The sequence below is a fragment of the Microbacterium sp. Leaf320 genome (assembly GCF_001423485.1).
Classification (GTDB): Bacteria; Actinomycetota; Actinomycetes; order Actinomycetales; family Microbacteriaceae; genus Microbacterium.
In genome coordinates this window covers 377,649-389,762 of record NZ_LMOD01000001.1, presented here as the reverse complement: position 1 = coordinate 389,762, position 12,114 = coordinate 377,649, and the positions used below count along the sequence as shown (strand labels likewise).

Genomic DNA, 12,114 nt, shown 5'->3' with positions numbered 1-12,114 from the left:
CCTGCCATGCTGTCAGGGCCGGGCGAACTCCGCGACGAACGGTGCGAGCGACGCGCCGATGTCGGATGCCGGGCGCTTGCGGCCCTTCACCTCGAAGGTGTGGCCGCCGCCCTCGATCCAGATGACTCGCGCGTTCTGGCAGGTGGCGACGACATCGTCGAACTGCGCCACCGGCTGGATGAACGGATCGTTCGTGCCTTCGATGAAGAGCTGCGGAACGACGATCGGCGGCAGGTGCTCCGCGCGCGGCTTCTCGGGCTTGCCCGGGGCGTGCAGGGGATAGCCGAGGTAGGCGAGGCCGTCGACGGTGAGTCCCTCGGACACCGCCATGGAGGCCATGCGCCCGCCGTAGGACTTGCCTGTCGCCCAGATCCTCGCCGCCGGATCCTGTTCGCGGGCGAAGGCGACGACCGCGTTCCACGTCGCGATCGCGTGCGCTGCCGGCCCCGGCATCCTGCGGCCCTGCTCCACGTACGGGAAGTTGAACCGCAACGTCGAGAATCCGAGCGCCCCGAGCGCGTCGGCGAAGCCCGTGAGGAAAGGGTGATCCTTGCCCGTTCCCGCGCCGTGCGCGATGACGACGGTCGCACCGTTCGTTCCGGGAGCCCAGTCCGCCGAGACCGTCGTCGTCCCCGTGGGCAGCTCGACCGGGATGACCGTCATCAGCGGCGGAGATACGGGATCGCGAAGGGCACCCGCATGACCTTGCCACCCGCTGCTCGGACCATGCCGACGATCACGAGGACGAGGTGCAGCACCGAGAGCGCGAAGTAGATCGTGATCGGGATGCCGATCGGGTAGAAGCCCGAAGTCGGAGAGTCAGCCGTCAACGAGAACAGCAGAACGAAGTGCGAGACCAGGAGGACTGTCGAGACGAGCAGGTAGGTCAGGCCCCAGTTCAGTGCCGCCCGCGCGTTATCTCGCGCCAGTCCCCCGAAGCGACGGGAGGCTCCACCACTGACCGCCATCGCGATCCCGGACGCGAGTCCGCCCACGAACGGGAAGGGGATGAGGATCAGCAGGCCCAGCGCCCACGGCAGCAGGCCACGCGGCGGGACGGCAGCCGGATAGGTGCCGACCGGGTAGCCCCCTGCGGGGTACACGGGAGTGTGGTGCTGCTGCGGGTATCCGTACGCGGGCGCCTGCGGCTGGGCGTACCCCGGCGCCTGCGGCTGGGCGTATCCGGGTGCCGGCGGTGGTGCGAACACGGGCGCCGGCGGCGGGGCATCGCCGTAGACCGGCGTCTGCGGCGGGACGGGAGGCAGCGGGCCTTCTGTCGGCGCAGCCGGCGGAACCGGCGGTGCAGGCGGAACGGACTCGTACGGCGACGGAGCCGGCGTCTGCGCCTCGGTCGTCGAATCCGAGAGCGGGTTCGTCTCGCTGTTCGGGTCCGTCATCAGGCGGGCTCCGCCGACTTCGGCGGGATACCGGCTGCACCAGAACCCGGAGCCTCGGCGGGCGGGCTGGCCGGATCTGCCGGCCGCGGCGGGATCGCGGGCTCTGCCGGGGGGTTCTGGCCGCCACCCAGAGGCGGTGTCGGCTCGGATCCGGGGGCATGATCGGGGCCGGGCGTGGGCTCGACGGGGGTCGCGGGCGGAGTGGGCGCCGTGTGACCGCCGGGGGTGATGCGTTCGCCGTAGCGGGGCGGCTCGTCGAGGTCCACAGGTGCGCGCACCGGGGCGGGCTTGGCTGCGCCGAGGGCCAGACGTGCCTTCGCCAGCGATGCCGCCTGCACGCGGACCTCGTAGTGGTCGGCGGCGAACTGCGTGACGCTCGCGAAATCGCGGCGACGCCGAACGATCGCATAGGTGACCAGGCTCAGCAGCATTCCGAGGGCGACACCGATGAACACGAACCCGACGAACAGCTGGATCGGCACCTCCGGGTTGCCGATGACGAGGATCGCCGAGAGGAAGAGACCGATGAGCACGCCGTTGATGGCGCCCGACCGGGCCGCGGCCGCGTAGCCGAGGCGACCGGTGATGCGCTCGACCGTGCGTACGCTCTGCCCGATGATCGCGATGTCTCTGGCTGGCACCTCCTGCGCGATCAGTTTCGACACCGTCTTCTGGGCGCCTTCGTAATCGCGGGTGGAGGCGACGATCTCGCCTTCATCGCGGCTGTCAGCTGGACGGTTCAGCATGCTCATCCCGCCATTGTTCCATGCCTGCCGATGCACGGGCCGGGCGCGTGTCGGGCCGAGGCGTCGGTGCGGCACTCCGGGCCGCACCCGGACAGGCCCCGCGCACTACGCTGGATGAGTGAGCACACAACGGGTATTCGCCGCGCGCCTTGCAGGGTGCGCCGTCTTCGACCCCGTGGGCGACCGGCTCGGCAAAGTCCGTGATGTCGTCATCGTGTACCGAAGTACGGCGGCCCCGCGCGTGATCGGCCTCGTGGTCGAGATCCCCGGGCGTCGACACGTCTTCCTCTCGATCGGACGTGTGACGTCGATCCGCGCCGGCCAGGTCATCAGCACAGGTCTCATCAACGTGCGGCGTTTCTCGCCGCGCGCCGGCGAGGTGCGCGTCCTGGCCGAGCTGCTCGGCCGGCGGGTGAGCCTCGTCGACGGGACCGGCACCGCCGTGATCGAAGACGTGGCGATCGAGCCCAACCGCCTCGGCGAGTGGGCCGTCAGCCAGCTCTTCCTCCGCCGCCCGAAGACCAGCGCGTCGCCGTTCGCGAAGGGCCCGACCACCTTCGCCGCCTGGAGCGAGGTCGCGGAGCAGCATTCACCCGGCGAGGCGCAGTCGGCAGAGCAGCTCGTCGCGTCCTACTCCGAGCTGCACGCAGCCGACCTCGCGAACACCCTTCTCGATCTGCCGCAGCAGCGCATGATCGAGGTCGCCGAGGAGCTCTCCGACGACCGCCTCGCCGACGCCCTCGAGGAGATGCCCGAGGACGAGCAGGTGCACATCCTCGATCGCCTGGGCGACGAACGCGCCGCCGACATCCTCGACCAGATGGAGCCCGACGACGCGGCCGACCTCCTCGCTCAGCTTCCGCCCAACCGACTCGAGCAGCTGCTCGAGCTGATGGAGCCGGAAGAGGCAGAAGATGTCAGGATGCTGCTCCGCTACGGCCCCGATACCGCGGGTGGTCTGATGACCCCGGAGCCGATCATCCTCTCCGCCGATGCCACGGTGGCCGAGGCCCTCGCTCTCATCCGCCGGCACGAGCTGCACCCCGCCCTCGCGGCGGCGGTCTTCGTGACGCTGCCGCCCTTCGAGACGCCGACCGGGCGCCTGCTCGGCATGGTGCACTTCCAGCGGATGCTGCGCTACCCCCCTCATGAGCGACTCGGCGCCATCATGGACGACAGCCTCGAGCCGGTGCACGTCACGGCCTCCGCCGCTGAGGTCGCCCGCATGCTCGCGAGCTACGACCTCGTCTCACTGCCGGTGATCGACACGGCGCACCGCCTGGTCGGCGCGATCAGCATCGACGACGTCCTCGACTATCTGCTCCCCGACGACTGGCGCACGCACGACAGCGACGAGCCGAGTGTCCCGAAGGAGGTGCGCTGATGGCACGCTCCCGTTCGCCCCAGCTCGACGCTCCTCTGGGACGTGGCACCTCTCGCCAGCGGTCGACGTCGCGCGACCGTTTCGGGCGCTTCACCGAATGGGTCGCCCGCGCCATGGGCACCCCCGCGTTCCTGCTGATCCTCACGCTGTTCTGCGTGCTCTGGATCTGCTGGAACACGCTGCTGCCCGATCACCTGCGCTTCGATGACGCGGCGCTCGGCTTCACAGCCCTCACCCTGATGCTCTCGCTGCAGGCGTCGTACGCCGCTCCCCTGATCCTGCTCGCGCAGAACCGCCAGGACGACCGCGACCGCGTGCAGATCGAGCAGGACCGTCAGCGCGCCGAGCGCAACCTCGCCGACACCGAATATCTCGCCCGTGAGATCGTCGCTCTGCGCATGGCGCTCGAGGAGCGCACCAACCAGGTCGTGACGCGCGATGTCCTCCGCCAGGAGCTCAAGGCCCTGCTGGCCGAACTCGGCGAGAGCGACCACGCGCCGGCCGCCGAACGCCGGTCCGGCGGGCGATCCGCATCATGAGTTCCGCCGAGTCCGTCCGCGCGGCGGTCGCAGCCGTCAGCGACCCTGAGCTGCGACGGCCGATCGGCGACCTCGACATGGTGAGGGAGATCGCGGTCGAGGACGGTCGCGCGCACGTCTCCATCGTGCTCACGATCGTGGGGTGCCCCGCAGCGGCCCGCATCGAATCCGACGTGCGCGCCGCCGCGGCATCCGTGCCCGGCGTCACCGAGGTCGACGTCGAGGTCGGCGTGATGACCCCGACCGAGCGCAAGGCCCTCACCGAGAAGCTCCGCGACGGACGCCCCGCTCGCCAGATGCCGTTCGGCCCGGATTCGCTCACACGCGTGATCCTCGTCTCCAGCGGCAAGGGCGGGGTGGGCAAGTCCACCGTGACCGCGAATCTCGCGGCCTCCCTCGCCGATCAAGGACTGGCCGTCGGCCTGGTGGACGCCGACGTGCACGGGTTCTCGATCCCCGGTCTGCTCGGCATCCCGGCCGGAACTCAGCCGACCCGCATCGACGACCTCATGCTTCCGCCTGTGGCGCACGGGGTGAAGACCATCTCGATCGGCATGTTCCTCCGCGACGGCGAGGCCGTGGTCGCCTGGCGCGGGCCGATGCTGCACCGCACGGTGCAGCAGTTCCTGACGGACGTCTTCTTCGGCGACCTCGACATCCTGCTGATCGACATGCCTCCCGGTACCGGCGACATCGCCATCTCGATCGGCCAGCTGCTCCCCCACGCCGAGGTCCTCGTCGTCACGACGCCGCAGGCCGCCGCATCCGACGTGGCGATCCGCAGCGGGCTCGTCGCCCGCCAGACCGGTCAGCGGGTCATCGGCGTCGTCGAGAACATGGGCGCCTTCACCCTGCCGGACGGCACGGTGATCGACCTGTTCGGCTCAGGTGGAGGTGCGGCCGTGGCCGAGGCCCTGTCCGAGTCGCACCCCGTTCCGCTGCTCGCCTCGATCCCGCTCAGCACTGCGCTGCGCACCGGAGGAGACATAGGCGTCCCGATCGTCCTCAGTGACAGCACGGATGCCGCGGCGACGGCGATCCGCGACCTCGCTCGCACCCTCGCCGCGCAGGGACGCGGACTCGCAGGCCGCTCGCTCCCGATGACCCTCGGATAGGTGCGGCAGATGGCACTCACCGTCGATGAGCGGCTGCTGAAAGGTATGGCCCGTGACGCCGCGGTCTACGCTCTCACCCGCCCTGCGGCGATCGTCATGTGGATCGCCCTCGCCGCAGCGCTTGCGCTGAGCATCCTGAACCTGAGCGCGGCCGGAGGGAGCGTCGGGCTCTCGGGACTGCTTCCCGTCGCGAGCATCGCCCTGATGGTCTACGCCGTCGTGATGACGATCGTGGGAGCTCGACGCGCAGTACGAGCCGCCACGCCCCCGGGAACCGTGGTCTGGGTGCGCCTCGGCGAGAGCGCTCTGCACATCGGCGCAGGCAGCCGTTCGTCGGACATCGAGTACCGCACCTTCCAGAGCATGCGCGCAGGCACGGATGCCGTGCTGCTCAAACTGCGCGGCGCGTCGGCGATCACGGCGATCCCGCGGGCGCTGCTGAGCGACGCCGACATCGCGCAGCTGCGCACACGGATCGGCTGAGCGCAGCCCGCAGGTCAGGGCCGGGTTCAGGGTCGGGGTTCAGGTGGCTTCGGGGTCGTAGGGCGGAGGACTCGAGTGCGAGAACTCCGGTCGCACCCTGGGCGTGTGCACGGGCTTCACCGCGGGCTCCGCGACGACGGTCTCGGCGCGAGCCTGCCCAGGTGCGGGGTCGTCCTCGAAGAGCGCATCCCGGATGATCCGCCGCGGGTCGTACTGCCGAGGGTCGAGCTTGCGCCAGTCGACGTCGTCGATCTCGGGGCCCATCTCGTCGCGGACGCGCGACTTGGTGTCCCGCAGGAACTCGCCGGCACGCCGAGCGAGCTTGGCGACGCTCTCGGCGTAGCGCGGCAGCCGCTCCGGTCCGATGAGCAGCACAGCGATCAGACCGATAAGCAGCAGCTTTTCGAAGGTGATCCCGAACTGCATCTGTCCAGGCTACCGCCGCGCCTGCCCGTGCGCCGCGCACCGAGCGCATACCCTGGGAGAACACACATCTCAGTCGGGAGAATCAGGCAATGAGCGAGAACGATGCGAACGCACGTTTCATCCGCGAATCCGTCGTGGAGCCTTCGCCGATCGCCCGCGCCCGCGCGCACGCCGTCGAACTCGGCGCGTCGCCGATCAGCGCGGCCGTCGGTTCGCAGATCGCCGTGCTGGCCGCCGCGACAGGCGCTCGATCGATCGTCGAGATCGGTACCGGAGCGGGCGTCTCGGGACTCTGGCTGCTGCGCGGTGCACCGCAGGCCGTCCTGACCTCGATCGACAACGAGCCGGAGCATCTGGCCGCCGCTCGTCAGGCGTTCGCGGATGCGCGCATCCCGGCGACCAAGGCGCGATTCATCACCGGGCGCGCGGCCGACGTGCTGCCGCGCATGAACGAGGCATCGTACGACATCGTGCTCGTCGACGCAGACCCCGAGAACGTCATCGACTACGTCGAGCACGGGCTGCGGCTCGTGCGCACCGGCGGCATCGTGCTGGTCCCCCGTGTGCTCGGCGGAGGCCGCGTCGCCGACCCGGTTCAGCGGGACGAAGTCACCTCGGCCTATCGCTCGCTCATCCAGGAGACGCAGGAGTCGTCCGCCGTGCTCGCCACCGTGTCGACGACCGGCGAGGGCCTGCTGCAGCTGATCAGCGTCGGAGAGTCCTGAGCGATCAAACCATCAGGACGGAAAGAGGGCGACGGATCATCGATCCGTCGCCCTCTTCGTGAATCCGCGTGCGCGAATTCGAGTTCTATCAGGCGGGAGCCACGACGGCTGCCAGCACGTCGTGAAGTTCCTTCGCCTCTGCGTCGTTCACGGAGACGACCAGACGGCCGCCTCCTTCGAGCGGGACGCGCACGATGATGAGTCGCCCTTCTTTCACGGCCTCCATGGGTCCGTCTCCGGTCCTCGGCTTCATCGCTGCCATCGTGGGCTCCTTTTCCTCCGGTGGTATGCGACCAGTTTATCGGGTGTTACCCGAACCTGGACGTCCCCTATGAAGAAATGCATCAAGCCTTAACATTCACGGCACCTGCCAGAACGTGTTGCCGAGGGCATACACGTGGTAGATCCAGACCCACTGGCCCACCAGACAGGCGGCAAGGACGCCCACCCTCCAGAGGCGCGACCGCGGCACCGCGAGCGCTCCCCAGGCAGGGCTCAGAGGAAGCAGCAGCCGGAACGTGCTCGACTGCGGGAAGAACACCGCGAGCAGGTAGAGCAGGTAGCTCGCGCTCCACAGACGCAGATCCGGACCGAGTGCGCGCACCTGCGGCAGGTAGATCAGCGCGGCGCCGGCCGTCACCACGAGGAGAGCGAGCACGACCGGCCCCCAGGACGTCGGGAGCCCCCACTGTCCGAACCAGAACTGGGATGCCTGGATCCATCCCTCGAAGGGGATGAAGCCCTCGACCCCGCCGACGAGCCAGTTCCGACGCCAGGAGAGCTCGGTCGCGAGGTAGGCCCCCGGGTCTCCGGTGACGACGCCGGCGATCACCTGCCACGAGAATCCCGCCACCGTGGCCAGAGCGCCGAGGACGACGATATGCACGACCTCACGGGTCGCAAGCGGGTCCTCGCGCCGGTGCCACCAGCGGAAGATGCCGTGCAGGCCCAGGTAGAGCGCGAAGGCCAGGATGCCCGGACGCGTGAACGCCATGATCGGGATCAGGAGGTACAGCCACGTGTATCGACGGCGGATCGTGGCGTCGAGAGCGAGAAAGAGCAGGAGGAGGAAGAGCGTCTCGGCGTAGCCGACCTGGAACATCGCAGCGATCGGCCCCGACGCGAAGAACACGACCGACCACATCGCGGCATGCTGCCCGAGGCGATCGCGCAGCAGGCGGTGCAGTGCGACGCACGCGAAGTATCCGGCGACGAAGGACAGCAGGAAGGCCCCCATCCCCCACGACCCCAACAGGAAGCCGATGCCCTTGGCCGCGAACGCGAACACGGGCATGAACGCCCAGGCGTTCTCGGCGACGTCGCCGGACTCGGTGAGCGGCAGCTCGGACGGATATCCCTCCTCCGCCACGAGCCAGTACCACTGCGCGTCCCAGGCGACGACGAAGTCGGCGAGGCCGGGATCCGCGCCGAATCGCGACAGCGACGTCGACTGCAGCGCCGCGGCGATCAGGAGAGCGGTGGTCACCGCACGAGCGGTCAGGTAGACGAGTGCGATCCGCAGCGGGAGCGGAGCACTCGCCCAACGACGAGTGGCGGTCAGCGCGAGCTGAGCCACGTGCGCAGTCCTCGCTCGACCGCGTCGATCTGCGCGAGCGGCACCCGCTCCTCGTCGTGGTGCGCGAGATGGGGGTCGCCCGGGCCGTAGTTGACGGCGGGGATGCCGAGGGCCGAGAAGCGCGCCACGTCGGTCCAGCCGTACTTCGGTCGGGGTTCGGCGCCGACGGCGGTCACGAACTCCTGCGCGATGGGGGCGTCGAGCCCCGGGCGGGCGCCCTCTGCGGCATCCGTGATCTCGACGTCGAACCCGGCGAGGAGGTTGCGGATATGGGCCTCGGCGTCGGCGGCGGATTTGCTCGGCGCGAACCGGTAGTTGACCTCGACCTCGCACGCGTCGGGGATCACGTTGCCCGCGACTCCCCCCGCGATGCGCACGGCACTCATGCTCTCTCGGTAGAGCAGCCCGTCGACCGGGATCTCCCTGGAGCGGTACTCGGCGAGACGAGCGAGGATCGGGGCGGCGCGATGGATCGCGTTCTCGCCGATCCAGGCGCGCGCCGCGTGGGCGCGGACTCCGGTGGTGCGCACGATTGCGCGCATCGTGCCGTTGCAGCCGCCCTCGACCTCGCCGTTCGACGGCTCGCCGAGGATCGCGAAGTCGGCCTGGAAGAGATCCGGGCGCACTGCAGCGAGAAGCGCCAGGCCGTTCTTCGACGCCTCGACCTCCTCGTTGTCGTACCACATCCAGGTGATGTCGACCGAGGGCTCGGTGAGCTCGGCGGCGAGCTTGAGCTGCACGGCGGTGCCGCTCTTCATGTCGACGGTTCCGCGCCCCCAGAGGTAGGCGACACCGTCGATCTCGATGTCCTTCGTCGGCACGTTGTCGTTGATCGGCACGGTGTCGATGTGGCCGGCGATCGCGACCCGCTGGGCGCGTCCCAGGTTCGTGCGGGCGACGATCGTGTTGCCGTGGCGGAGCACCTCGAGATGCGCATACGCGGAGATCGCCTGCTCGATGGCATCCGCGAGCGTCTTCTCGTCGCCCGACACGCTCGGGATGTCGCAGATCGCACGGGTCAGGTCGACGGAGGACGCGGTCAGATCGAGCATCATTCCCCCAGCCTACTTACCTCGACATCTGGACGATCGCCCGGCTCGGGTCGCGATACCGTGGAGGCATGACTGAAGCGCGCACCGTGTGGGGTATCGGACTTTCGACGATCGCCCGCGACGGCACCGTGCTGGACGCATGGTTCCCCGAGGTGCGCACCGAAGCGCCGTCGGCAGAGGACGCGGCGGCCGCGCTCGTCACCCTCGAGGCCCTGGCCGGAACCGACGAGCGCCGCAACGTCACGGTGGAGACCGTCCAACTGCAGATCGACCTGGATGCCGCACCGGCATCGACCGTCGACGCCTACCTGCGTCTGCACGCGCTGTCGCACCTGGTCGTGCGCCCGAACCACCTGAATCTCGACGGCATCTTCAGCCACCTGCCGAACGTTGCCTGGACGAACGCCGGCCCCGTGCACCCCGATGACGCGGCACGGCTGCGTCCGCTGCTGCAGCGTGCAGGCATCCAGGTGCAGGGGCTCGACAAGTTCCCTCGACTCACCGACTACGTGCAGCCCTCCGGCGTGCGGATCGCCGACGCCTCGCGCGTCCGTCTCGGTGCCCATCTCTCCCCTGGCACGACCGTCATGCACGAGGGCTTCGTGAACTTCAACGCCGGCACGCTCGGACCGGTCATGGTGGAAGGAAGAATCTCGCAGGGTGTCGTCGTCGGTGCGAACAGCGACATCGGCGCGGGCGCCTCCATCATGGGCACCCTGTCAGGCGGCGGCAGCGTGCGTGTGTCCATCGGCGAGCGTTCACTTCTCGGTGCGAATGCGGGCATCGGAATCGCGCTCGGTGATGACTGCGTCGTAGAAGCCGGTCTCTACGTGACCGCCGGTTCGAAGGTCGTGGTCGCAGACGGGCCCGACACGTCTCAGGGCGGAAAGCGAACGGTCAAGGCGTCGGAGCTCAGCGGGCAGAACGGCCTGCTGTTCTGGCGCAACTCGGTGAGCGGCGCCATCGAGGTCAAACACCGCGCCGGAGTCGGCGTGACCCTCAACGAGGCGCTGCACGCCTGACCCCGACTCGCTGGGGCGGGGGACGTCCCAGGCTTCTCCTCCTGACGCGTGATAGTGTCGAGGCGACGCTCCTCGCGATGCGAGACGTCTGCGTCGTCGACACGCTCCCGCGCCACTTGCCTGGTTCTGGCCATTTCGAACGGCGAAACGATGCGCGATCCCGCGCCGTCGCCCACCTTCCCGCACCCGGCCCGATGGTTCGTGCGTGCATTCTCGGAGATACTTCATGACTTCCTTCCTCGATCTCGGCGTGCCCGCCGACCTCGCCGCCGTCCTCGCGAAGGACGGCAAGACCGAGGCGTTCGCGATTCAGCGCGATACGCTTCCCGATTCCCTCGGCGGACGTGACCTGCTCGGCCGCGGCCGCACCGGCAGCGGCAAGACGATCGCTTTCGCACTCCCGCTGGTCGCCCGCCTCGCTTCCTCGTCGCGCAAGAGCCGTCCCGGACACCCCCGAGGACTCGTCCTCGCTCCGACCCGTGAGCTCGCGACCCAGATCGCCGCGACCATCGCTCCCCTCGCCGAGGCCAAGGGCCTGCGCGTCACCACCGTCTTCGGCGGTGTCAGCCAGCGTCCGCAGGAGCAGGCGATGCGCAACGGCGTCGACATCGTCGTGGCGTGCCCCGGCCGCCTCGAAGACCTCATGAAGCAGCGGGTCGTGCAGCTCGACGCCGTCGAGGTCACCGTCCTCGACGAGGCCGACCACATGGCCGACCTCGGCTTCCTTCCCGGTGTCACCCGCATCCTCACCGCCACCCCCGCCGGCGGCCAGCGCCTGCTGTTCAGCGCGACCCTCGACCGCGGCATCGACACGCTCGCGCGTCGGTTCCTCTCGAACGCCGTGAGCCACGAGGTCGATGAAGAGAGCGTTCCGGTCGGCGAGATGACGCACCGCGTGCTCGTGGTCGACTCGACCGACAACAAGACCACGCTCGTGCGCGACCTCGCCTCGGGCACCGGCCGCCGCATCCTCTTCACCCGCACCAAGCACCAGGCCAAGAAGCTCGCGAAGCAGCTCACCGCCGCGGGCATCCCTGCCGTCGACCTGCACGGCAACCTGTCGCAGAACGCGCGTGAGCGCAACCTCGGCGCGTTCTCGTCCGCCCCCGAAGACGGCGGAGTGCGCGTTCTCGTCGCGACCGACGTCGCCGCCCGTGGCGTGCACGTCGACAACGTCGACCTCGTCGTCCACGTCGACCCGCCCATGGAGCACAAGGCGTACCTGCACCGCTCGGGTCGCACCGCTCGTGCGGGAGCCGCCGGAACGGTCGTCACGGTCGTGCTGCCCGAGCAGCGTCGCGATGTGAAGGACCTCCTCCGCAAGGCGGCCATCACGGCTGCCCTCGAGCCTGTCACCTCTGACGCCGTCACCGAGCTCGTGCCCGAGCGCGCGCCGCACGTGCGTCCGGCTCCTGTGCAGCCGCAGCAGCAGCAGCGTCAGTCGTCGAAGCAGCGCCCGGCCGGTGGCGAACGCAATTCAGCCGCCAACCCGCCGTCGCGCCGTAGCCGTCGCCCCCGCTCGGGTGGTCAGGGCGGCCAGGGCGCAACGGCCGGATCCCGTCAGGGCGGCCAGGGCGGATCCCGCTCAGGTGGCCAGGGCGGCCGCGGTCGCGGCTCACAGGGTCGCTGACCCTCAGACATGTCAAGGC

General features: G+C 69.5%; 14 protein-coding genes. 7 read left to right on the top strand and 7 right to left on the bottom strand.

The window, feature by feature from the left end; genetic code table 11:
• Positions 1-12: 12 nt before the first annotated feature.
• The 3 genes from ASF63_RS01850 to ASF63_RS01840 are packed head-to-tail and all read right to left on the bottom strand — an operon-like array spanning position 13 to position 2,149.
• On the bottom strand, positions 13-663 hold the full coding sequence (locus tag ASF63_RS01850; protein ID WP_056508832.1) for an alpha/beta family hydrolase: 651 nt from the start codon (positions 661-663) through the stop codon (positions 13-15).
• The gene (locus tag ASF63_RS01845) at positions 663-1,397 is read right to left on the bottom strand and encodes a DUF4870 domain-containing protein (RefSeq protein WP_056508831.1); all 735 of its coding nucleotides are present in this window, start codon (positions 1,395-1,397) and stop codon (positions 663-665) included. The genes ASF63_RS01850 and ASF63_RS01845 overlap by 1 nt, the downstream gene beginning before the upstream one ends.
• Positions 1,397-2,149 (bottom strand): general stress protein, encoded by a 753-nt coding sequence (locus ASF63_RS01840; protein WP_056508826.1) that lies wholly within the window; start codon positions 2,147-2,149, stop codon positions 1,397-1,399. The genes ASF63_RS01845 and ASF63_RS01840 overlap by 1 nt, the downstream gene beginning before the upstream one ends.
• Positions 2,150-2,261: 112 nt before the next feature.
• Between ASF63_RS01840 and ASF63_RS01835 the strand changes: the two genes are divergently transcribed.
• The 4 genes from ASF63_RS01835 to ASF63_RS01820 are packed head-to-tail and all read left to right on the top strand — an operon-like array spanning position 2,262 to position 5,664.
• Positions 2,262-3,527, top strand: coding sequence for a magnesium transporter MgtE N-terminal domain-containing protein (locus ASF63_RS01835; protein ID WP_056508825.1), 1,266 nt, complete (start codon positions 2,262-2,264; stop codon positions 3,525-3,527).
• Positions 3,527-4,066: a DUF1003 domain-containing protein gene (locus tag ASF63_RS01830; RefSeq protein WP_056508824.1), complete on the top strand. Its 540-nt coding sequence runs from the start codon at positions 3,527-3,529 to the stop codon at positions 4,064-4,066. The genes ASF63_RS01835 and ASF63_RS01830 overlap by 1 nt, the downstream gene beginning before the upstream one ends.
• Entirely contained in the window at positions 4,063-5,181 is a 1,119-nt protein-coding gene (locus ASF63_RS01825; protein ID WP_056508822.1) for an Mrp/NBP35 family ATP-binding protein, read from the top strand. Before ASF63_RS01830 ends, ASF63_RS01825 begins: the two co-directional genes overlap by 4 nt.
• Before the next feature lie 9 nt (positions 5,182-5,190).
• Entirely contained in the window at positions 5,191-5,664 is a 474-nt protein-coding gene (locus ASF63_RS01820) for a hypothetical protein (protein WP_056508820.1), read from the top strand.
• Positions 5,665-5,703: 39 nt separating this feature from the next.
• On the opposite strand, the gene ASF63_RS01815 is transcribed toward ASF63_RS01820, so the two are convergent.
• Positions 5,704-6,090, bottom strand: a complete 387-nt coding sequence (locus ASF63_RS01815) for a twin-arginine translocase TatA/TatE family subunit (RefSeq protein WP_056508818.1) — start codon at positions 6,088-6,090, stop codon at positions 5,704-5,706.
• An 89-nt stretch (positions 6,091-6,179) separates the two neighbouring features.
• Here ASF63_RS01815 and ASF63_RS01810 point away from each other — a divergent pair, with 89 nt between their 5' ends.
• Positions 6,180-6,815: an O-methyltransferase gene (locus tag ASF63_RS01810; RefSeq protein ID WP_056508815.1), complete on the top strand. Its 636-nt coding sequence runs from the start codon at positions 6,180-6,182 to the stop codon at positions 6,813-6,815.
• Positions 6,816-6,903: 88 nt separating this feature from the next.
• On the opposite strand, the gene ASF63_RS18725 is transcribed toward ASF63_RS01810, so the two are convergent.
• The 3 genes from ASF63_RS18725 to dapE all read right to left on the bottom strand — a co-directional run bounded on the left by ASF63_RS18725 (position 6,904) and on the right by dapE (position 9,446).
• On the bottom strand, positions 6,904-7,077 hold the full coding sequence (locus ASF63_RS18725) for a DUF3117 domain-containing protein (RefSeq protein ID WP_017203323.1): 174 nt from the start codon (positions 7,075-7,077) through the stop codon (positions 6,904-6,906).
• A gap of 96 nt (positions 7,078-7,173) precedes the next feature.
• Positions 7,174-8,391 carry a hypothetical protein gene (locus ASF63_RS01805; RefSeq protein WP_056508814.1) on the bottom strand — a complete coding sequence of 406 codons (1,218 nt, stop codon included), beginning with the start codon at positions 8,389-8,391 and terminating at the stop codon, positions 7,174-7,176.
• A complete protein-coding gene (gene dapE / locus ASF63_RS01800; RefSeq protein WP_056508811.1) occupies positions 8,373-9,446 on the bottom strand; it encodes a succinyl-diaminopimelate desuccinylase in 1,074 nt (357 codons plus the stop codon). The genes ASF63_RS01805 and dapE overlap by 19 nt, the downstream gene beginning before the upstream one ends.
• A 65-nt stretch (positions 9,447-9,511) precedes the next feature.
• Here dapE and dapD point away from each other — a divergent pair, with 65 nt between their 5' ends.
• Positions 9,512-10,465 carry a 2,3,4,5-tetrahydropyridine-2,6-dicarboxylate N-succinyltransferase gene (gene dapD, locus ASF63_RS01795; RefSeq protein ID WP_056508810.1) on the top strand — a complete coding sequence of 318 codons (954 nt, stop codon included), beginning with the start codon at positions 9,512-9,514 and terminating at the stop codon, positions 10,463-10,465.
• 226 nt (positions 10,466-10,691) lie between these two features.
• A complete protein-coding gene (locus ASF63_RS01790; RefSeq protein WP_056508807.1) occupies positions 10,692-12,095 on the top strand; it encodes a DEAD/DEAH box helicase in 1,404 nt (467 codons plus the stop codon).
• The last annotated feature ends 19 nt before the right edge of the window (positions 12,096-12,114 follow it).